The organism is Achromobacter piechaudii NBRC 102461 (assembly GCF_001571245.1).
In the GTDB taxonomy this organism is placed as follows: Bacteria; Pseudomonadota; Gammaproteobacteria; order Burkholderiales; family Burkholderiaceae_B; genus Achromobacter; species Achromobacter piechaudii.
This window is the reverse complement of the sequence record NZ_BCTK01000015.1, coordinates 1-21,323: the sequence shown is the minus strand read 5'-3', so window position 1 is coordinate 21,323 and position 21,323 is coordinate 1. Positions and strand designations below refer to the sequence as shown.

Genomic DNA, 21,323 nt, shown 5'->3' with positions numbered 1-21,323 from the left:
CTCTTTCTGACGCGACTGCGCGCCAGGCGCTTTCAGCTCATACCGACCGCGACCCTAACGGCTGCCATCCACATACGGCCGCGCCTGGAGCACGATGATGTTGTCTCCCTGCACGGCCCATTCGATGTCTTGATCGGTATTGCCGAGCCTTAGCTTGATCTGATTGCCCACGGCGGCCAGCCGCGCCACCAGTGCGTCGTTGAGTACCTGACGCGAGCCCTTGATGGGCACTTCGCGCACGCCGCCCGCCGCATCCGCGATCAGTTGCGTGTCTTCGGCCGACCGGCTCAAGACCTGCACCGCCTTGGACCAGGTGGAATACATCAGCTGTTCGGCCTGGCGCTTGCCTTCTACGACCTTGATGCCCAGCCCGCGCTTGGCCGAGATATACGTCACGTAGCGGCGCGAGGCGTCAAAGGGGTCGCGCGTAATCATCACGCCGGAACTGTCCGAGGCCGCCGCCTGCTGAACCAGCACCGCCATCACCACGCCGCCCTGGCCGATGCCCGCCGCGCGCCGCGCCTCGTAGGCTTCGAAGTTGTAGACCGATGCCCACACGGTTTGCACCGCGCGCGCCAGCGCGTCGGCCTGCGTCACGTTGGGCACGGTGGTGTACAGGCCCGCGCCGCTGAAGCCGGGCAGGTCTTCCGAATTGGACGAGCTGCGCACAAACACGCCGCGCCCCTTCAATTGTTTTTGCCAGCGCTCGCGCCAGTTGGCGGCCAGCGCCGCGTCGGGCTCGGCCTGGATGATGTCTTGGCGTAGTGCCGCCAATTCGGCGCGGCGCACGTTGGCGTCGCTGGCGAAATCTGGTCGTTGCTCAAGCTGCGCGATGCGCTCCTGCACACCCAATCGGTCCATGAACGCCGCGTACTGGGCAAACGGAATGCAGAACCCGTCTGGCACGCTGGCCAGCGGCGGCAGCGCGCCTTTAAGGGCGCCCAGGTTGGCCGCCTTGACGCCGCAAAACCGGCTGTCGCGCGTGACCATGCCGGTCAAGGGCTTGATCGCGCGCACCGACAGGTCGGGCTTGGGCAGCGCGACGGCGGGGCGGGGCTGCGGCGGCGCGGTGCCCGCTTCCGGGCGCGCCGTGCGCTCGACCTGATAGCCGTTGCTGTTGACGGTCAGCGTCACCCATTGCCCGTCATGCTCGCGCAGCGCGGCGACCGCGTCACGCACATAGGCGTTGGGAATGCGCCAGCCCTTGGCCAACAGATTCACGTGCGACAACAAGGTGGACGGACGTTGCGTGACCAGGCCGGCGACCGGTGGCAGCGCCACCGGCACTTCGTCCAGCACGACGATGTCGGTGGGTGCAAGGTCGGGCGTATCGTCCACCGACTTCACGATGCGCAGCCGCCCCTGCGCGCGGCCGGTGTTCAGCGGCAGGAAGGTCTGTTCGCGCAGCAAGGCTTCCTGCGTCACGAAGCCCAGGCCGGCGGCTTGCGCCGTCTGCTCATGGATCGTCGAATTCGCCTTGAACTGGATGGGCGCATAGAAGGTGTCGCGCAGCTTGTCCTGCGTCAGCCGCAGCAGCGCCGGCGTGACCCGGTCGCCTTCCCAGAATTCATAGGTGTAGCCGGGCAGATCGCGTTGCCAGCTCAAGGTGCCGAACAGCAGGCGGCGGTCGGGGTCCTTGTATTGCGCGATCAGCGTGGCCTTGTCCGTGCCTGGCAACAGGCGGCGCTCGCGCGCGAAGTTCTCGTGCAGCGTATAGCGCGGCGTGTCGATGTAGTAGATGCGATCGCCGTGGCGCCGGTCGATCACGAACAGCACATGCGGAATCTCCAGCGGCGTGCCGGCGTTGTAGACGCGCGCCAGTTGCTGAAATTGCGCCTGGCTGCCGATCTGTTCCAGGTACGCCGGGCCGCCGCGCTTGGCGTCGGCGGTTTGTTGCGCAGCACGTTCGTCAGGACGCAGGGGCCGGGCGTTCTCGTAGGGCGAAGGCTTACGCGCCGTCTGCGCGGCGGCGGGCAGGACGACGCTCAGGGCCAGCAGGCCGGACGCGGTCAGCGCAAGCAGGCCGGGCCGGGGCGCGCGGCGAAGTCGGAGCGAAGCACGGGATGCGGGCATTGAAGGCTGGGCGGGCGCAATAGGGCGCGCAGGCGGGGGCGCGGTTGCAAAAGCTTGCGATGATATCGGAGCCGCCGCGCGCGCCCGTAGTCGGATGTATCCAGGTGTGGCCAGCCATGTGCGCGAGGGGAGAATCCAGCGTTACGTTGCTTGGGAATTCGCCGCCACGTCCCGGCTGGATGCAACAAGGCCCCCAGAAGGGGGCCTTGTTGAGTGGGGCCTGGATTCAGCCCGGATCAGTTCGCGGCGGTTTCCGCCAGCACGCGTTGCGCTTCTTCGGCCACGCGTTCGGGGGCGGTGCCGCCGATGTGCTTGCGCGCGGCGACCGAGCCTTCCAGCGTCAGCACCTGATGAACGTCATCGCCGATCTGGGCGTGATACGCCTTGAGTTCGTCGATGGACAGATCGGCCAGGTCGCAACCGCGCTGCTCGCAATCGCGCACGGCGTGGGCCACCACTTCGTGGGCGTCGCGGAACGGCACGCCGCGCTTGACCAGGTAGTCGGCCAGGTCGGTGGCGGTGGCGAAGCCTTGCAGGGCGGCGGCGCGCATGTTGTCGGCCTTGACCTTGATGCCGGCAGCCATGTCCGCAAAGATGGTCAGCGTGTCGCGCACGGTGTCCACGGTGTCGAACAGGCCTTCCTTGTCTTCCTGGTTGTCCTTGTTGTAGGCCAGGGGCTGGCCTTTCATCAGGGTCAGCAGGGCGACCAGATTGCCGTTGACGCGGCCGGTCTTGCCACGGGCCAGTTCGGGCACGTCGGGGTTCTTCTTCTGCGGCATGATCGAGCTGCCGGTGCAGAAACGGTCGGCCAGATCGATGAAGCCCACGCGCGGGCTCATCCAGAGCACCAGCTCTTCGGACAGGCGCGACACGTGCGTCATGATCAGCGCGCCGGCGGCGCAGAATTCGATGGCGAAGTCGCGATCGGACACGGCGTCCAGCGAATTGCGGCACACGCCGTCAAAGCCCAGCGTCTTGGCTACGCGTTCGCGGTCGATGGGGAACGACGTGCCGGCCAGCGCGGCCGCGCCCAACGGCAGGCGGTTCACGCGGCGGCGGCAGTCGGCCAGGCGCTCGGCGTCGCGGCCGAACATTTCAGCGTAGGCCAGCAGGTGATGGCCGAAGGTGACGGGCTGGGCGACTTGCAGGTGGGTGAAGCCCGGCATGATGGTGCCGGCGTTTTCCAGCGCGACGGCGGCCAGCGCATGACGCAGCTGGCGCAGCAGGTCTTGCAGAGTGTCGATTTCGTCACGCAGCCACAGACGGATGTCGGTGGCCACCTGGTCATTGCGGGAACGGCCGGTGTGCAGGCGCTTGCCCGCATCGCCCACCAGTTCAACCAGGCGCTTTTCAATGTTCAGATGCACGTCTTCCAGATCCAGCAGCCATTGGAAGCTGCCGGCGTCGATTTCAGACAGGATCTGCGTCATGCCGCGCTGGATATCGGCCAGGTCCTGGGCGCCGATGATGCCCTGGGCGGCCAGCATGTCCGCGTGCGCGAGCGAGCCCTGGATGTCGTGTCGCGCCAGGCGCTTGTCGAAATCCACGGACGCCGTATAGCGTTTGACGAGTTCGGAAACCGGTTCCGAGAACCGGGCGGACCAGGCCTGCGCCTTATTGGCGAACTGGTTTTGATCGGAGGAGGGAGTGTTTGCCATGATGGGCGGAATTATAGGGCCTGCCGCCAGGCCCGCGCAGCCGCACGCCTCGCGGTGGTGATTTTCAGGGACGGAAACGCCCGCCGCGCGCCACTTGTCGGATAATCCAGCTTTGGTTTCAAGAACTTAGAGCGAGTACGAAGCATATGCCCATGGAATGGGAAGAACTGGTGACGCAGATGGATGCCCACATGCCGCACGAGGCCTGGGCGCAGACATTGGTGGGCGCGGGCGTTCTGGTGCTGATTGCACTGTTCGTCCAGTGGGTGGTCGCGCGCGTCGTGCTGCTGCTGGCGCACCGGGTGCTGGTGCTGACCGGGCGGGGCGATTGGGACGCGGCCTTGCAGCGTCGCCGCGCCTATCAGAACCTTTGGTACGCGGTGCCGTTCGCCGTGGTGTCGATGGGCATCGACCTGGTGCCCCATGCCGAACGCGCGGTCACCGTGGTGGGCCGGCTGGCGCACGCGGGCGCGTGGATCTGCGTGTTCGTGGCGTTCTCGGGTGTGTTGAGCGCCTGGCAGGACACCTATTCCGCAACCACTCGCGCGCAGACCCGCTCCATCAAGGGCTATATCCAGATCGGCAAGCTGATCCTGGCGGCGGTATGCACCGTGCTGGTGCTTTCCATCCTGATCGACCGCTCGCCGTTGTGGATGATTTCTGGTCTGGGCGCGCTGTCCGCCGTGCTGCTGCTGGTGTTCAAGGACACGCTCTTGTCATTGGTGGCCAGCACCCAGCTGACCAGCAACGACATGCTGCGCATCGGCGACTGGATCGAAATGCCGCAGTCCAACGCCGACGGCTTCGTCAAGGACATCGCGCTGCATACCGTCAAGGTGCAGAACTGGGACAACACCGTGACCACGGTGCCCACCTACAAGCTGTTCTCGGAAAGCTATCGCAACTACCGCCACATGTTCGAATCGGGCGGCCGCCGCATCAAGCGCACCCTGCGCATCGATGCGGCCAGCGTGCGTTTCCTGACCGATGACGAAGCCCAGCGCCTGATGCGGTTTCGCCTGCTGCACGACTATCTGCAAGCCAAGACGCTGGACATCGCCCAGGCCAACCAGACCATGGGAGAGCTGGCCAGCGTGCCGGCCAACCGCCGCCGCCTGACCAACATCGGCACGTTCCGCGCCTATGGCGTGGCCTTCCTGAAGCAGAATCCGGAAGTGCGCCAGGACATGGCGATGATGGTGCGCATGATGGAGCCGGCCTCAGACGGCATCCCCGTCGAGGTCTATTGCTTCACCGCCGTGACCGCCTGGGTGGAATACGAGCGCATCCAGGGTGACATCTTCGACCATCTGCTTGCCATCCTGCCCGAACTGGGCCTGCGCCTGTACCAGCAGCCGTCCGGCGCGGACTTCGGCGCCATGGGCAACCAGTTGCGCGAAAGCGCGATCCAGGCGGCGCTGGCCGTCGAACGTGAACGCCCCGGGCTGGTTTTGCCCGATGACCACGGCACGCCGTCCCAGCGCGGCATGACCGACGGCAAAGTCCCCACTTAGCTCTGGCGGGCGCGAACGCCGTGAGATAATCCGCCGGTTGGAACTTAGTCTTCATTGACCCCAGGCGATCCCCCGATGTCGAACCCGTTCTTCAACCTGTATTCCCACGGCTTCGCCCGGGTGGCGGTCGGCGTACCCGAATGCCGCATCGCCGATCCGGCCTTCAACGCCACGCAGACCATTGAATTGGCCCAGCAAGCCGCCCAGGGCGGCGCGGTGCTGGTGGCGTTTCCCGAACTCGGCCTGTCCGCCTACACCTGCGACGACCTCTTTCACCAGAAGGCCTTGCTGGACGAATGCGAGGCAGCGTTGGCACGCGTGGTCGAGGCCACTGCCGAACTGGATATCGCCGTCATCGTCGGCGCGCCGCTGCGGGTCTCGCACCAATTGTTCAACTGCGCCGTGGTGGCCGCGGGCGGGCGCGTGCTGGGCGTGGTGCCCAAGAGCTATCTGCCCAACTACGGCGAATTCTACGAAGCGCGCCAATTCAGCGCCGCCGATTGCGCGGCCGTCACCGACATCGCCTTGCTGGGTCAGACCGTGCCCTTCGGCCCCGAGCTGCTGTTCCAGATGGAAAAGCTGCCGCTGTTCCAGTTCCACGTCGAAATCTGCGAAGACGTCTGGGTGCCCATCCCGCCGTCCTCGTTCGCGGCGCTGGCCGGCGCCACCGTGCTGGTCAATCTGTCCGCCTCCAACATCGTCGTGGGCAAGTCGCAGTACCGCCATCAGCTGGTGGCGCAGCAGTCCGCGCGCTGCCTGTCGGCCTATATGTACACGTCGGCGGGCCGGGGCGAATCGTCCACGGACCTGGCCTGGGACGGTCAGGCCATCATCTATGAAAACGGCGAGCTGCTGGGCGAATCCGAGCGCTTCCTGAACCATTCGCACCTGCTGTTCTCGGATGTCGACCTGGACCGCCTGTCGCGCGAGCGCATGCGCCAGACGACCTTCGGCCAGTCGGTGCGCCGCCACCAGGACGAAGTGCGCAAGTTCCGTTCGGTGCCGGTGTCGGTGAACCCGCCGCTGGATGACGCCGAACTGGCGCTGGAGCGCCGCGTGGCGCGCTTTCCTTACGTGCCGGCCGACCCGCGCCAGCGCGACGCCCGCTGCAAAGAGGTCTACAGCATTCAGGTGCAGGCCCTGGCGCAGCGCCTGTCGGCCAGCAAGATGTCCAAGGTGGTCATCGGCATTTCGGGCGGGCTCGACTCCACGCACGCGCTGCTGGTCTGCGCGCAGGCCATGGACACGCTGGGCCTGCCCCGGTCGAACATCCTGGCCGTGACCATGCCCGGCTTTGCCACCAGCACCCGCACCTTGCAGCAGGCGCGCCGCCTGATGGCGGTGGTGGGCTGCACGGCCTCGGAAGTGGACATCCGCCCCAGCTGCCTCCAGATGCTCAAAGACCTGGGCCACCCTTACGCGCAAGGCGAGCCGGTCTATGACATCACGTTCGAAAACGTCCAGGCCGGCGAACGCACCAATCATCTGTTCCGCATCGCCAACTTCAGCAACGCCATCGTCATCGGCACTGGCGACCTGAGCGAACTTGCACTGGGATGGTGCACGTATGGCGTGGGCGACCATATGTCGCACTACAGCGTCAACGCCAGCGTGCCCAAGACGCTCATCACGCATCTGGTGCGCTGGGTGGCCGAATCCGGCCGGCTCGGTGAGGACGGCGCGGCCGTGCTGCTGGACGTGCTGGGCACGGACGTCAGCCCGGAATTGGTGCCGGGTGGGGCCGACGACAAGCCCGTGCAGAAAAGCGAAGATTCCATCGGGCCCTACGAGCTACAGGATTTCAACCTGTACTACACGCTGCGCTACGGCTTCGCGCCGACCAAGGTGGCCTTCCTGTCGCTGGCCGCCTGGCGCGATCGCGAGGCGGGCGCCTGGCCCGACGCCGGCCACGTCACGCGCAACCAGTACGACCTGGCCGCCATCAAGCGCAACTTGAAGATCTTCCTGGACAGGTTCTTTCGCACCACGCAGTTCAAGCGCACCTGCGTGCCGAACGCGCCCAAGGTCGGTTCGGGCGGATCGCTGTCGCCGCGTGGCGACTGGCGCGCGCCTAGCGATTCCGAGTCGGTGGTGTGGATGCGCGACGCGGAACGCATCCCGGATGCCGCGCCCGAAGCCTGATCGGGGTTCTCCCGCAATCGCGCCGGCGGCCCATTTGCACGGCGGGCCCCGGTGGTATTCTCTTATCCATCGCGCCCTGGCTGCCTCGAAAAGCGGCGGGCAGGGCGCCGCAACACATCAAAAACCCAGGACGCCAACGTGAAACAAGTCACCGCCATCATCAAACCCTTCAAGCTCGACGAAGTCCGCGAGGCGCTGGCCGAAGTCGGCGTCAGCGGCCTGACGGTCACCGAGGTCAAGGGTTTCGGCCGCCAGAAGGGCCACACCGAACTGTATCGGGGCGCGGAATACGTGGTGGACTTCCTGCCCAAGATCCGCGTTGAAGTCGTCCTGCCCGACGATCAGGTCGAAGCCGCCATCGAAGCCGTGGTCAAGGCCGCGCGCACCGGCAAGATCGGCGATGGCAAGATTTTCGTGTCGCCCGTCGAACAAGCCATCCGCATCCGCACCGGCGAATCCGACGAAGAAGCACTGTGATCCGCACCGCCTGTTGACCGGCGTTGCCTGAACCGCCAAGGCGCTCGCTCCCATCGTGGGGCTAGCGCCTTGTTGTTTCTAACGGATGAGCTGATTCATTTCCAGAATCGGCATCATCACCGCCAGCACGATCAGCAGCACGAAGCCGCCCATCAGCAGGATCAGCGCCGGCTCAAGCAGGGCGGTCATCGCCATCGCGCGGCGTTCCAGATCGCGTGACAGGTTCTGCGCGCCGCGATCCAGCAGTTCGGGCAAGCGGCCGGTTTTTTCGCCGCTGGCGATCAGGTGCACCAGCAGCGACGGGAACACCTTCTGCGCGCTCAGCGATGCCGACAGCGCCGCGCCTTCGCGCACGCGCGCCGAGGCTTCATCCACTGCCAGCCGCAGCACATCGTTGCCCAGGGTGCGGCGCGCAGCTTCCAGCGCGGTCAGCAGCGCCACGCCGCTGCCGCAAAGAATCGCCAAGGTGGACGCAAAGCGCGCGGCGTTCACGCCCAGCACGAAGCGGCCGGCCAGCGGCAGTCGCAGCACGCGCGCATGCCAGGCGCGGCGCGCGGCCGGTGCGCGCAGCGTGTAGCGCCACAGCACGATGGCCAGAACCAGCACCACGCCCGTGACCGCGCCCCATTCGCGCACATAGTCCGACAGCGCCAACATCATGCGGGTCAGCATCGGCAACTGTTGCTTGGCGTGGTTGAACGCCGACACCACCTGCGGCACCACATAGCCCAACAGAAAGATCACGATGATGACTGACACGCTGGCGACGACGGCCGGGTAGATGAACGCCGTCATCACCTTGCTGCGCAGCGTGTTGCGCTCTTCGATGTAGTCGGCCAGCTTTTCCATCACCTGCGCCAGATCGCCGGACTCTTCGCCCGCGCCGATCAGCGCGCGATAGATCTCGGGAAAATCGCGCGGACGCGCCGCCAGCGCGGTCGACAGCCGATGGCCGGCGCGCACGTCGTCGCGCACCGCACCCAGTGTTGCCGCAATGTGTTTTTTCTCGGCCTGCTCAAGCGTCGCGGACAATGCGGCGTCCAGCGGCAGGCGCGCGGCCAGCAGGCTGGCCAACTGCCGTGTCAGCCATGCCAGATCGGCGTCCGACAAGCGCGTGCGCAGGTTCGCGCCCAAGCCTTCCGCGCGCGCCGCTAATGCAGTGGACAGCGGCAACAGGCCGCGCCCGCGCAACTGGTTGCGGGCGCCGCGTTCGGTGTCGGCATCGATCGTGCCGCGCACGATTTTGCCCAACGCGTCGGTGGCTTCGTATCGAAATGAAGGCATGGCGGACAGTGAGGCCGCGCGCAAATGAAAAACGCGCAAGAGCCCCGAATTTAAAGGGTTTGCAGCCTGTATGTTGCATGTCAAATATGACCGTAGTGTTGCACTGTCACCCCGTATACTCCGACGCGATTTCACGTTTTTGTTCACACGATTTCACGTCTGAAGGCACCTATCTCGTCATGCGTCACATCGCGCAACTCAGCCTTGCGGCCTTGCTCCTCGCAAGCCAAATCGGACCGTCGATCAGCACGGCCCACGCTCAACAGGCGGACAATCGTGTCAGCTTGAATTTCGTCGACACCGACATCCCCGCCGTCTTGCGCGCGCTGTCCTTGTTCACGCAGCGAAACTTCCTGGTGGACCCGCGCGTCAAGGGCAAGCTGACGCTGGTGTCGGACCGCCCGGTCGATAGCGGGCAGGCCCTGTCGATGCTGACCGGCGCGCTGCGGCTGCAAGGCTTCGCCATCGTGGACGTGGATGGCGTGACGCGCGTCGTGCCCGAAGCCGACGCGAAGCTGCAAGGCAGCGCGGTGGTGGGCAACACGCGGCCCGCGCAGGCGGTGGGCGGCGTGGCCACGGGCAATGCCGCGCGCGGTCCGGTGCCCGTTTCGGCCTTTGCGAAAGGCGGCGGCAGCAGCGGCGAAATGCTGACGCGCGTGTTCCCGCTCAAGTACGAAAACGCCGCCAATCTGGTGCCGGTGCTGCGTCCCATGGTGCCGCCCAACAATCCGATCAATGCCTATCCCGGCAACAACACGCTGGTGGTGACGGACTACGCCGATAACCTCGAACGCATCGCGCAAGTGATCGCGCGTATCGACGTGCCCAGCTCCATCGACACCGATGTCGTGCCGGTGCAGTCCGGCATCGCCACCGACATCGCTATCCTGGCTTCGCAATTGCTGGACACGCAAAGCAGCGATCCCACGCAGCGCATCGCGGTGGTGGCGGATCCGCGCAGCAACAGCGTGCTGGTGCGCTCGGGCAGCCCGGCGCGCACGCGGCTGGCGCGCGACCTGATCCTGAAGCTGGACGCGCAGCAGAACCGTGCCGGCAATCTGCACGTGGTGTACATGCGCAACGCGCAGGCCACGCGCATCGCCGAAGTGCTGGGCGGACTGCTGACCGGGCAGGCCAACGCCGCACCCGGCGCGACGGCAGGCGCCAGCAGCACGGCGGGCGGCGCGCAACAAGGCGGGCGCGCGCAGAACACGTCCGCGAACATGGCCTCGGGGCAGGGCATGGGCGCGGCCTCGGGCTCGTCCAAGGGCGGCTTGTCGGGCGAGCAGGAACGCATCGCGCGCGAGGACAACAGCACGCAGGCCGTGTCGTATTCGGCGGGTGGCGCCACCATCCAGGCCGACCCGGCCACCAATTCGCTGATCATTTCCGCGCCGGAGCCGCTATACCGCAGCCTGCGCGAAGTGATCGACCAGCTTGACCAGCGCCGCGCGCAGGTGCTGGTGGAAAGCCTGATCGTCGAAGTCAGCGAGCAGGCGGCCGCCGAATTCGGCATCCAGTGGATGACGGGCGCGGGCAACATCAACAGCAACGGCACGAGCTTCATCGGCGGCACCAACCTGGGCGGCAGCGGCATCACGGGCAACGGCCCGACCTCGATCGATGCGCTGGGCAGCGGCTTGAGCCTGGGCGTGGTCAAGGGCACGGTCGACGTGCTGGGCAACCAGGTCATCAACCTGGGCGTGCTGGCCCGCGCGATGCAGAACACGGGCGAAGCCAACATCCTGTCCACGCCCAACCTGCTGACGCTGGACAACCAGTCGGCCAGCATCCTGGTGGGCAAGACGGTGCCTTTTGTGACGGGGCAGTACGTCACCTCGGGCAGCAACGGCAGCTCGAATCCGTTTCAGACGATCGAACGCGAGGACGTGGGCCTGAAACTGAACATCCGTCCGCAGATTTCCGAAGGCGGCGCGGTCAAGCTGGACATCTATCAGGAAGTCAGCAGCATCGACGAAAGCCGTTCGACCCCCACCACCGGCATCGTGACGAACAAGCGCGCCATCGACACCAGTGTGTTGATCGACGACGGTCAGATCATCGTGCTGGGCGGCCTGCTGGAAGAGAACGTGACCTTGACGTCCAACAGCGTGCCCGGCCTGGGTTCGCTGCCGGTGATCGGTTCGCTGTTCCGCTACGACACGCGCAAGCGCACCAAGACCAATCTGATGGTGTTCCTGCGACCTTACGTGGTGCGCGACGCCAATCGCAGCGCCAGCGTCACGATGGATCGCTACGACTACATGCGCCGCGCGCAGGGGGCTGCGCAACCGCGCTCGCACTGGGCGCTGCCGGACATGCAGGCGCCCGTGCTGCCGCTGCCGGGCTCCGCGCCTTCGGTGTCGAACAACGCTTACGATCTGCGCCCGGAGCAGCAGGCCGACACGTTGCGCCGCCCGCCGCCCACTACTGTGCAGTCGTTCGCCGTGCGCCAGTATCCCGGTGCGAACACGACGCAGGGCGGCAACCGCCCGATCCGCGTGTCCAGCACGCTGACGCACAGCGTGGCGGTGGACCCCGAGTCGCTGCTATGAGCGCGCATCCCTTGCCGTATGCCTGGGCGCGCGCGCAACGTGCCGTGCTGTCGCTGCGCACGGGGCAGGCGCAGCTGACCGTCAGCCCGCGCACACCGGAATGGGCGGTGCGCGAGATCCGGCGCTGTCATGGCGACATCGCGCTGGCCCAGGTCGATGACGACGCGCTGGAGACCTTGCTGACCGCGGCGTACAGCCATTCGGAAGACGCCGCCTCCGTGATGGGGGTGGCCGAGAACGAGATCGACCTGGACCGCTTGTTGCAGGACATTCCGGAAGTGGCCGACCTGCTGGAAGCGCAGGACGACGCGCCCGTGATCCGCATGATCAATGCGCTGTTCGCGCAGGCGGCGCGCGACGGCGCCAGCGATATCCACATCGAGCCCTTCGAGACGCATTCGGTGGTGCGCTATCGCGTGGACGGAACGCTGCGCGATGTGGTGTCGCCACGCAAAGCCTTGCACGCGGCCTTGATCTCGCGCATCAAGATCATGGCGCACCTGGACATTGCCGAGAAGCGCTTGCCGCAGGATGGCCGCATTGCGTTGCGCGTGGGCGGGCGGCCCATCGATGTGCGGGTCTCGACCTTGCCCACCGGCCACGGCGAACGCGCCGTGCTGCGCCTGCTGGACAAGGAAGCCGGCCGCTTGCAGCTGGAGCGCCTGGGCATGTGTCCCGACGTGCTGACGCAGCTGGATCGCCTGATCCGCCAGCCGCACGGCATCGTGCTGGTGACGGGGCCGACCGGTAGCGGCAAGACCACGACGCTGTACGCGGCGTTGAGCCGTCTGGACGCGGCCACCAGCAACATCCTGACGGTCGAGGATCCGATCGAATATGACCTGTCCGGCATCAGCCAGACGCAGGTGAACGCCAAGATCGACATGAGCTTCGCGCTGGCGCTGCGTGCGATCTTGCGGCAGGACCCGGACGTCATCATGATCGGCGAGATCCGCGACCTGGAAACTGCGCAGATCGCGGTGCAGGCCTCGTTGACGGGCCACCTGGTGCTCGCGACCCTGCATACCAACGATGCGGTGTCGGCGGTGACGCGGCTGACGGATATGGGCGTGGAGCCTTTCCTGCTGGCCTCGTCGCTGCTGGGCGTGCTGGCGCAGCGGCTGGTGCGCAAGCTGTGCCCGGAATGCAAGAGGCCATCGATGCAGGACGGCGTGCGCGTGTTCCATCCGGTGGGCTGCGCGGCCTGCAACCACACCGGCTACAGCGGCCGCTCGGGCATCCACGAACTGTTCACGGTCGACGACGAGGCGCGCCGCCTGATCCATGAAGGGCGCGACGAGCGCGAACTGCGTCTGGCCGCCGTGGCTGCCGGCATGCGCACGATGCGGCAGGACGGGCAGCGCTGGGTGGATAGCGGGCAGACCTCGCCCGAGGAAATCGTACGGGTCACGCGCGACGCCTGACCTTGCTACTTCCCGCTGCCGAACGTGACCGTGTCACCCGAACGTCGGCCCAGCGTGGACAACAGCCCGTCCAGCGCCGCGCGCTGGGCTTGCGTGGCGGCCGGCGCAAAGGTGGCCTGACCCTCGAAGCGCACGCCGCTCGCGTTGGCGCTGCCCTGGCCCGTCACCATCAGCATGCCGCTTTCGGTGCTCAGGGCCAGCGTCGCGCCGGACTTGCCCGCGCCTTGCAGCCGCAACAGATAGGTGCCGACCGGCGTCAGCGAGGTGAGCGCGGTGGCGGCATTGCGCCAGCGCAGGTCGGCGATGTTGCCGGCAGGCAATTCACCGCCTAGCCGCAGCGGCTGCCAATTGATTTCCAACATGCCTTCGGGCGCCAGGGTGTTCCAGGGCGCGCCCAGCGCGGGCAGCACCGTGGCCGGCACCCGCAGCGATTGCGCGGGCAGCGACAGGCCTATCCAACCGACCTTCGCACGTAACGGGCCTTGCAGCCACGGGTGCGTGATGTCCAGCGTCATCGCATCCCAGCGCCATTGCCATTGCACGGGCTGCGGCAAGACGCGTTGCGACCCAGGCGGCCCCAGCGCCACCCACGCGCTGCCGCGCCACAAGGTGCCGCTGGCATCCGCCAGCGACACCAGGGTATCCGCCGGTTGCACGGCCAGCAGCCAACGCGCCGGCAGCACGCTGACGCCGGCCGCCAGCAGGCACGCGCCGCTGGCCAGCCAAAGCGCGGCGGCGCGCTTGTTCAGCGATTTGAGCGACTTGAGCGGCATTACCGGCCCCCCGATGCGCTGGGGGCGATCAGCGTGATGTCGCCGTTGACCAGCCCCGGCAGCGGTCGGCCATTAGGATTGGTCGCGCGCGTCAACAGCACCTGCTGCGTGGCCAGGCCCCAATCGCGTCCCGCGCCGTCCAGCCAACGCAGCAGCGCGGACGACGGCGCCTGATTCAGTGTCAGTTGCATGCCCGCGCCGGATTCGGGCTGGCCCAGCGTCCACATCGTCGCCGGCAGGCCCGCGCGTTCCAGGCTGGCGCCCAGCTCGGCAGGCGTGGGCGCGACCACCGCGCGCGAGCCTGATCCTTGCCGCAGCGCGCGGGCCTGGGACGTCAGGTCGGCGACGCTGGCGGCCTGGCCGCGCAGCGCGGGCAGCTCGGCGTGCAGCTTGCGCACCGTGTTCAGCGGCGGCTCGATCAGTGTGACGAAGACGACGGCCGTGCCCAGGACGGCGCCCGCCACCGTGACGAGGCGGCGTTCGCGCGGCGCCAGCGCAAGATAGCGCTGGCGCGCGCGGGTCAGCGTGGGGTCAAGCGCTCGGCGCAAGGTGGCGCGGGCGCTTGCCCATTGCTGATGCAGGCGTTCAATGGCGGTCATGGTTGTTTGCGCGTGATGCGCCAGGTGTTGTCGTTGTCGCCGCGCTCCAGCTTCAGGCCCAGCGCCGCCGCCTGCTGGATCAAGGCAGGGGTTTCCGACACGCGCTGCGCTTGTGCGCCCGCGTCGGCCAGTTGCAGGGTCAGGGCCTGGTCGGCATAGCTCAGGCGCGCAACGCTGTCGGCGGCGAAGGGCAGCGTCTGCGCGACGGCTCGCGCCAGGGGAAGAAAGTCTCCGGCGCTGGCCGCGCCGCGATTGGCTTGCAGCGCATCCAGCCCCTGCTGGGCCTGCCGCGCCGGGTCCAGCACGACCGGCAGATCGGGAAAAGCGGCCAGCACCTGCTGGCGCATGCCGGTGGTCAGCGCCTGCGCTTCGGCGTTCAAGCGCGAGGCATAGAAATTCAAGCCCGCGATCCAAACCACGGCGGCGGCTGCGCCCCAGCGCCACACCGGACGCCAGCGCGACGCGCGCACGGGCGCCAGACGCGGCATGGCCAGCGACCATGACGGCGAGGGCGCGTGCCAACGCGGGTCGGCCGGATCACGCAATGGGGTGGATGAAAGATCGGTCGCCTGGCCGGCAGACCCATTGATGCTGGTGAGCGTCAAGGTCTGTGGCGCGATCAGCGCCTGGGCGCGCAGGCCATGGGCATTGATCAGCGCCCACGCGCGCCGCACGGGTTCGCGCGGCGACCACGCCAGCGCGACGCTGCCATCGGCGGCGCGCGGGCTGAATCCGATTGCCAGCGTGTCCAGGTCGCTCAGGACCAGCGGTTCGAGCGCGCTGTGCACCGCCGCCGCAAAACGGGCGCGCGGCAGTGCTGGAATCCGGATCGTGGTGGCGATCACGTCGGCCGGATGCAGGACCGCCTCGCACACCGCATTGGGATAGGCGTTGCCCAACGCGCGCAAGGGCATTTCGCCCTGCTGGGCGCAGCGGCCGCGCCGGTCGAACCAGGCATAGGGCAGCGGCGACTCGGCGTTGAATTCGTCCAGGGGAGCAAGCGCAATGCGCAAGGCGTTCTTCAAGGGATTTCTCTTGTCCATATCGTGTCGGGCGCGGCGGGCGGCGCGCTTTGCACCAGCGCCTGCATGGCGACGCGGGCGCGTTCGTAGACGACCGTGCCGCTGGCCAGGAACCAGCCGCTGGCGGTGGTGACGGTGGGGGCTGGCGCATCCACGCCGGTGCTGGCGAGCCGGTTGGCGAAGTCGCCCGCGTTGTTGAACCAGTTGCCGCGATCGCGTTCGCCGGCCAGCGCGCGCGCCTGTCCCAGCGACAATCCTGGCACCAGCGCGGCGATGACCTCGGCCGGCGCGGTGTTGACGTTGACGCTGGTAGCCACGGGCAGCACGGTCATGGTGCGGCGCATTTCGTCGCGCACGGCGGGCTCCAGGCCTAGCTGCGCGGCGATTTCATCCACGCCGCGCGGCAGCGGAGCGCGTGCGTCCGGCGTGGCCGAGGGCTGGCCGTTTGGGGCGGACGGCGCATCGGCGGGCAGGGCGGGCGGCTGGGCCATGGCGATGATGTCGATGAGGCGCGGCGCCAGCGTATCGGGCAGTTGCTGCGCGGCAAGCAAGCGGCGCAGCACCTTTTCCTGTTCGGGCTGCGGCGCGCCATGACGCGCCAGGTTGCTCAGGTTGTATTTGCCCTGTTCGTCCTGCACGCGGCCCGAGAACACGGCGACGCGATCGTCTCCCGGCCGCTCGATGCGCGTGTCCAGGATGGGCGTCGCCCAGATCTGATCGCCGCGCGTGGTGGATTCGCGCTTGCCGTGGTCGCGGATGACCAGGCGCGCCCAATCGATGCCGCCCGCGAGCATCACGCGCGCCTGCACGCGCGCCATTTCGTTTTCTACGCGGCGCGTGCTGGCGGTCTGGCGCTGGAACAGGCTGGTGGTCAGCGCCGCCACGATGGCCACGATGATCAGGGCGCTGATGACCGCCGCGCCGCGTTGCTGGCGATAAGTGCGGGCCGTCATGGCAGCTCCAGGATGCGCGTGTAGCGCTGCGGGTCGCTGGCTGCGCCGCGCGCAAGCGTGATCTCGATGCCGGTCGGGGCCGCGCCGAAGCTGGCGTTGGCGTTGGCCCAACCCACGCCGGGCACCCAGGCGCGCAGGCTCAATGCGTGTACGCCGGGCAGCAGCAGCGCGCCGTTGACGGCGGCGGGCAGCGGGCTGCGCGGCGCGGGTGGCCCGCTGGCGCGCCACAGGCCGTCGGGTCTCACTTGCCATTGCACTCGTTGCCACAGGCCGTTGCCGTCCGGGTCGGGACGCAGCACTTCCAATGTCTGGCCGCCACGGCTTTGGCGCAGCAGCCGCAGGCCGCTGCTCAACGCCACCGCGTCCTTGCCCGGCGTGTCGAAACCCGGCCCGGAATAAGACAGTTCCACATCGCGCGCCATCTGGCCCAGCGTGCGGACGATGGCGTCGGTGTCTTCGGCCTGCTGTTCGATCCGGTCGCGCGCGCTGGACACGCTGGCCAGCCCGCGCCAGGCCATCAGGCTGACCAGCGCCATGAGCGCCAGCGCGACCAGGACTTCAATGAGCGTGAAGCCGGCCTGGCGAGCGCGGCCCGTCAACGGGAGGCCGCGCAACGACGGGCGGACGGTCACGCGAAATGCGGGGCGGTGCATCGTCATCGCAGGCTGGACAGCAGGCCATCGAGTTGCAGCAGCACCGCGTCGGGCCGCGACGAGGCGGCGTCGTGCACGTTGACCGACACCTGCCGAAAACTGCGGTTCAGGGAATTGGTGAACACCAGTTCGCACTGCAACGCGCGGCCGCCTTGCGGACAGGGCACGGTCTGCGTGCCGGCGCGCGGCAGGCTCTGCTCCAACCGCAACTGGGTCAAGGCGTTCTGCGCGGCCAGCAGCGCCAGCGTCTTGTCCTGCAACGCACGGTTGTTGGCCGTCATGACGCCCGTGGCCCGCAGCGCGGCAGCCATGGCCACGGCGATGATGGCCAGGGCCACCAGCACTTCGATGAGCGTGAAGCCGCGCTGGCCATGCGCGCGCCGCGTGCTTGCGTCGTGCTGATCGACAGCGGCTGGGGAAAATTCATCGGATCTCATAACGGCCGGCGGCGTCGCGTTGCAGGGTAACGGTGGCCTCGCCTGCGTAGAGGGTCAGCGTGATCGGGTCGGCGACCCATTCGGTGTTGAACACCAGAGGCCGGTCAGGGTCCAGGCGCAGTTGCACGGCGTCGGCGCGCCAGGACTGCGGGCGCAGCATGTCGTCGCCTTCCAGCCGGTCGACCGGCACGGCCACGTTGTCCTGCGCACTGGGGCCGGGCGGGCGTCCGGCGCGCTCGAACGACCAGCCCTTGGTGCTGGCCAGCCAGCGTATCGAGCGGCCATCGCTGCGGGCTTCGCTCTGCGCTACGGTGAATGCATCGGCCAGCCGCTGCGCGTCGGTCCGCAAGCCGTTGTCGCGCTTGCCGATCGACAGGCTGACCATGCTGGCGCCGATGGCCACGATCACCAGCACCACCAGCACTTCGACCAGCGTGAAGCCGCGTTCAGAGCTCCCAGGAACCGATGTCGGCATCGCCGTTCTCTCCGCCTGGCTTGTTGTCCGCGCCAAACGAGAACACATCGATGTCGCCTTTGACGCCCGGGCTCAGGTATTGATAGGGGTGGCTCCAGGGGTCATTGGGCAGCTTGTCCAGATAGCCGCGCCAGTTGGTCGCGCCATCGGGCTTTTCGGCCAGCGCGCGCAAGCCTTGCGCCGTGGTCGGATAGCGGCCGTTGTCCAGCCGGTACAGCTTCAGGGCCTGCATGATGCCGGCGATGTCCTGCCGCGCCGCGACCTGGCGCGCCTGGTCCGGGCGATCCAGCACGCGCGGCACGATCAGGGCCGCAAGAATGCCCATGATGACAATCACCACCATGATCTCGATCAGGGTGAAGCCTTGCTGACGGGCACGCCCGCGCGGTGATTGACGCACTTTACAACTCCGGTCTTCTGGTAGAAGCCCGCCATTCTGGACATGAAATATGACAGTAATGCGGCGCAAAGCCGTCCGCCTGCTACCATGGCCTCTCTACAAGGAGCGGTAATGGCTACAAAAGAGAAGTCTTCGACTGGTTTGGCGGCGTTGGTTGAAAAGGCGCTTCAACAGAAGAAGCTGGCTGCCGCCACGCAAAAGCCGACAGGATCGTCCCTGTCGAACATGGCAGGACGCAAGCAGATGGGTCGTCCCGCAGGCCGCAAGCGCTGATCGGCGGGCGCTTTAAGGACGCGCCGCCAGATTCACCCCCGCATTTCAATTCCCTGTCGTAATGCCTGCCGGCGCTGCCAACGCAGCGGGCGTCGACAGGCGATTCAATCTTCCCCCTTGCTCGACCGTCACGGCATCCACAGCGATGTCGCGCAGCACGATGCCGGGCGCGACCTCAGCGCCCGCGCGCCATGCCAACGGCGGGCCGCCATCCACACTGAGCACTGCCGCGCCATCAGGCCCGGCCGCGATCAAACCCAGCACGCTGATCTGCGTGCGCATCACTTCGTCTTTGCCGAACCAGAGCGCCACCGGCGTGTTGTCGGCCGCGCGCGGCGGGGCGGCGGACACGGCGGGCGGCAGCGCGCCCGGACGCGGCGCCAGCAATATCGAGCCCCACACGCCTACGCCAGCGGCCAAAGTCAGCACGGCAAGAACGCGTAGCGCGGCGGGCGCGGAGGGCAGGGACAGGAACATGATCGACACCAGATGGTTAAGCGGCGCGCCCGACTATAGCGGGGCATCGTGACAATTGCGCGATAACCCTGCGCGCGGCGATTCAGCTTGCATACAGCATTCTGTCATTGCGATTACACGGCGCCTATCTAGCATGCGGGCACGCTCAAGTTCAAACGCTTGGGCATCCATCCGATCCAACTGGGAACCCGCATGCAAGACACGAATCAAGCCAATCGCCGCCGACTCCTGAAAATGCTGGGAGGCGCGCCGATGCTGCCGATCGGCGGCGTCAGCATGGCCGCGCTGCTGGCCGGCTGTAATTCGAGCGACGATGGCGATGATGACGCCTCGGGCAATCCGCAGCCCAACCCCGGCACGCAGCCGCCCGTCACGCCGGTGACGTTCACGTCCGCGTCCTTCACGTCGATGGCCGCGCCGACGCTGGCCAATCCGGAACTGATGGCGCGCACGACCGTGAGTTCGGCCATGGTGCTGGCCTTCAGCGACGGCTCCAAGCGCACCGTCGAGCTGGGCTACGAACCGTTCTTCATCACGGGCGACCAGGTGCCTGACGGCAAGGGCGGCACCGCCATCGCCGGCGGCTATTTCAATCTGGCCGGCGCGCCGATCATGGACAACTCCGTGCCCGCCCGCGCGCGCCAGTTCTTCTCGAACTGCCCCGATGGCACCTCGCTGCTGGCGCTGTCCGCGCCCACCACGGTGCCCGGCGTCGCCGGCAACGCGGTATACGCGGTGGTGCAGTTTGAATACCAGTCGATGGACCAGGCCGGCAACGACATGTACGGTTTGCTGCCGTCGCCGATTGCCGTGCTGACGCTGTCGCAGGATCCGAACACGGGCAAGCTCAGTCTGGTCAAGTACAGCAACGTGGACACGTCGTCGGTGCATGGCCTGTGGATCACCTGTGGCGCCAGTCTGTCGCCCTGGGGCACGCACCTGTCCAGCGAAGAGTACGAGCCGGACGCCACCACGGCGCGCGCGAGCGCCTCGTTCCAGGCGTATAGCAACAATGTCTACGGCGATCCCAACAAGGCCAATCCCTACCACTACGGCCACATGCCGGAAGTGACGGTGCACCCGGACGGCACGGGCACCATCAAGAAGCACTATTGCATGGGCCGCATCTCGCACGAACTGGTGCAGATGATGCCCGACCAGCGCACTGCGCTGATGGGTGACGACGCCACCAACGGCGGCCTGTTCATGTTCGTGGCCGACCGCGCCGCCGACCTGTCGGCCGGCACGCTGTATGTCGCGCAATGGACGCAGACGTCCGGCACGGGCGCGGGCGCCGGCACCTTGAAGTGGATCAAGCTGGGCCACGCCACGAGCGCCGAGGTCAAGGAATTGGCTGACCAGCTGACGGCCGCCGACATCATGGACGTGCGCACGGCCGATCCGCTGGACGCGAGCTTCACCAAGATCCGCTATAGCGGCAAGGACAACTGGGTCAAGCTGCAACCGGGCCGCCGCCAGGCCGCCGCTTTCCTGGAAACGCACCGCTACGCGGCGCTGGTGGGCGGCACGCTGGCCTTCACCAAGATGGAAGGCACGACCGTCAACGCCAAGGACAAGATCGCGTACAGCGCGATGTCGCGCATCGAGTCGTCGATGATCGATGGCAAGGTGCCGGGCCTGAAGGTCGAAGGCAACGCGGCCGGCGCGGTCTACCAGCTGCACATGCAAGGTGGCCAGGCCGATACCGACGGCGGCGCGATCGACAGCGAATGGGTGCCGGTGGACATGGCCGCCGTGGCCGAGCTGGTCGGCAAGCCGCTGGCGACGCCGGACGCGCTGGGCAACACGCACAACGCGGACTTCGTGTCCAACCCCGACAACCTGAAGTTCTCGGAAAAGCTGCGCACCTTGTTCGTGGGCGAGGACAGCGGCGGCCACGTCAACAACTTCATGTGGGCCTACAACATCGACACCAAGGCCTTGTCGCGTCTGCTGTCCTGCCCGGTGGCTGCTGAATCGACCGGCTTGCAGGCCGTGGACGAGATCAACGGCTGGACCTACATCACCAGCAACTTCCAGCACGCGGCCAATTGCTCAGGCGTGGCGGTTTGCACGACGGGCGGCGGTTGTGTGGCGCTTGGGGGTCTTTCCAGCTGCGGCACGGCATCGACCG

Annotated in this window: 19 protein-coding genes; 7 read left to right on the top strand and 12 right to left on the bottom strand. The window is 67.2% G+C overall.

From position 1 onward, the window contains the following. Positions 1–54: 54 nt before the first annotated feature. Positions 55–2,073: a PEP/pyruvate-binding domain-containing protein gene (locus API01S_RS26385; protein WP_061306532.1), complete on the bottom strand. Its 2,019-nt coding sequence runs from the start codon at positions 2,071–2,073 to the stop codon at positions 55–57. Between the two features lie 236 nt (positions 2,074–2,309). Continuing rightward, complete coding sequence (argH, locus tag API01S_RS26380; protein WP_050729088.1) at positions 2,310–3,731, bottom strand: argininosuccinate lyase; 1,422 nt, start codon at positions 3,729–3,731, stop codon at positions 2,310–2,312. 152 nt (positions 3,732–3,883) lie between these two features. Here argH and API01S_RS26375 point away from each other — a divergent pair, with 152 nt between their 5' ends. The 3 genes from API01S_RS26375 to API01S_RS26365 all read left to right on the top strand — a co-directional run bounded on the left by API01S_RS26375 (position 3,884) and on the right by API01S_RS26365 (position 7,864). Then, the gene (locus tag API01S_RS26375) at positions 3,884–5,245 is read left to right on the top strand and encodes a mechanosensitive ion channel family protein (protein WP_231689391.1); all 1,362 of its coding nucleotides are present in this window, start codon (positions 3,884–3,886) and stop codon (positions 5,243–5,245) included. A 75-nt stretch (positions 5,246–5,320) separates the two neighbouring features. After that, entirely contained in the window at positions 5,321–7,387 is a 2,067-nt protein-coding gene (locus tag API01S_RS26370; protein WP_050729086.1) for an NAD(+) synthase, read from the top strand. A 138-nt stretch (positions 7,388–7,525) separates the two neighbouring features. Continuing rightward, positions 7,526–7,864, top strand: coding sequence for a P-II family nitrogen regulator (locus API01S_RS26365; protein WP_006218942.1), 339 nt, complete (start codon positions 7,526–7,528; stop codon positions 7,862–7,864). A 78-nt stretch (positions 7,865–7,942) separates the two neighbouring features. Here the strand turns inward: API01S_RS26365 and gspF are convergent, their stop codons facing one another. Beyond that, positions 7,943–9,148 carry a type II secretion system inner membrane protein GspF gene (gene gspF / locus API01S_RS26360; RefSeq protein WP_061306639.1) on the bottom strand — a complete coding sequence of 402 codons (1,206 nt, stop codon included), beginning with the start codon at positions 9,146–9,148 and terminating at the stop codon, positions 7,943–7,945. 179 nt (positions 9,149–9,327) lie between these two features. Here gspF and gspD point away from each other — a divergent pair, with 179 nt between their 5' ends. Both gspD and gspE read left to right on the top strand, forming a co-directional pair. Continuing rightward, positions 9,328–11,703 (top strand): type II secretion system secretin GspD, encoded by a 2,376-nt coding sequence (gene gspD, locus API01S_RS26355; protein WP_061306531.1) that lies wholly within the window; start codon positions 9,328–9,330, stop codon positions 11,701–11,703. Beyond that, a complete protein-coding gene (gene gspE, locus API01S_RS26350; protein WP_061306530.1) occupies positions 11,700–13,127 on the top strand; it encodes a type II secretion system ATPase GspE in 1,428 nt (475 codons plus the stop codon). The genes gspD and gspE overlap by 4 nt, the downstream gene beginning before the upstream one ends. A gap of 5 nt (positions 13,128–13,132) precedes the next feature. Here gspE and gspN read toward each other — a convergent pair whose 3' ends face one another. The 8 genes from gspN to gspG are packed head-to-tail and all read right to left on the bottom strand — an operon-like array spanning position 13,133 to position 18,439. Then, entirely contained in the window at positions 13,133–13,900 is a 768-nt protein-coding gene (gspN, locus tag API01S_RS26345; protein ID WP_006218946.1) for a type II secretion system protein N, read from the bottom strand. After that, positions 13,900–14,499 carry a type II secretion system protein GspM gene (gspM, locus tag API01S_RS26340; RefSeq protein WP_061306529.1) on the bottom strand — a complete coding sequence of 200 codons (600 nt, stop codon included), beginning with the start codon at positions 14,497–14,499 and terminating at the stop codon, positions 13,900–13,902. The genes gspN and gspM overlap by 1 nt, the downstream gene beginning before the upstream one ends. Then, on the bottom strand, positions 14,496–15,542 hold the full coding sequence (gene gspL / locus API01S_RS26335) for a type II secretion system protein GspL (protein WP_061306528.1): 1,047 nt from the start codon (positions 15,540–15,542) through the stop codon (positions 14,496–14,498). The genes gspM and gspL overlap by 4 nt, the downstream gene beginning before the upstream one ends. After that, a complete protein-coding gene (gspK, locus tag API01S_RS26330) occupies positions 15,521–16,474 on the bottom strand; it encodes a type II secretion system minor pseudopilin GspK (RefSeq protein WP_061306527.1) in 954 nt (317 codons plus the stop codon). The genes gspL and gspK overlap by 22 nt, the downstream gene beginning before the upstream one ends. Next, positions 16,471–17,133 carry a PulJ/GspJ family protein gene (locus API01S_RS26325; RefSeq protein ID WP_084802509.1) on the bottom strand — a complete coding sequence of 221 codons (663 nt, stop codon included), beginning with the start codon at positions 17,131–17,133 and terminating at the stop codon, positions 16,471–16,473. Before API01S_RS26325 ends, gspK begins: the two co-directional genes overlap by 4 nt. Beyond that, on the bottom strand, positions 17,130–17,564 hold the full coding sequence (gene gspI / locus API01S_RS26320; protein ID WP_061306526.1) for a type II secretion system minor pseudopilin GspI: 435 nt from the start codon (positions 17,562–17,564) through the stop codon (positions 17,130–17,132). The genes API01S_RS26325 and gspI overlap by 4 nt, the downstream gene beginning before the upstream one ends. Beyond that, entirely contained in the window at positions 17,551–18,039 is a 489-nt protein-coding gene (gene gspH, locus API01S_RS26315; RefSeq protein WP_061306525.1) for a type II secretion system minor pseudopilin GspH, read from the bottom strand. Before gspH ends, gspI begins: the two co-directional genes overlap by 14 nt. Then, positions 18,011–18,439 (bottom strand): type II secretion system major pseudopilin GspG, encoded by a 429-nt coding sequence (gene gspG, locus API01S_RS26310; RefSeq protein ID WP_006218954.1) that lies wholly within the window; start codon positions 18,437–18,439, stop codon positions 18,011–18,013. The genes gspH and gspG overlap by 29 nt, the downstream gene beginning before the upstream one ends. Positions 18,440–18,481: 42 nt before the next feature. Between gspG and API01S_RS29260 the strand changes: the two genes are divergently transcribed. Next, the gene (locus API01S_RS29260) at positions 18,482–18,712 is read left to right on the top strand and encodes a hypothetical protein (RefSeq protein WP_156329868.1); all 231 of its coding nucleotides are present in this window, start codon (positions 18,482–18,484) and stop codon (positions 18,710–18,712) included. A 45-nt stretch (positions 18,713–18,757) separates the two neighbouring features. On the opposite strand, the gene API01S_RS26305 is transcribed toward API01S_RS29260, so the two are convergent. After that, entirely contained in the window at positions 18,758–19,189 is a 432-nt protein-coding gene (locus tag API01S_RS26305) for a hypothetical protein (protein WP_006218956.1), read from the bottom strand. Between the two features lie 192 nt (positions 19,190–19,381). On the opposite strand from API01S_RS26305, the gene API01S_RS26300 reads away from it, so the two are divergent. Next, positions 19,382–21,323, top strand: a 1,942-nt coding sequence (locus tag API01S_RS26300) for a PhoX family protein (protein ID WP_255221311.1), incomplete at its 3' end; no start/stop codon positions are given.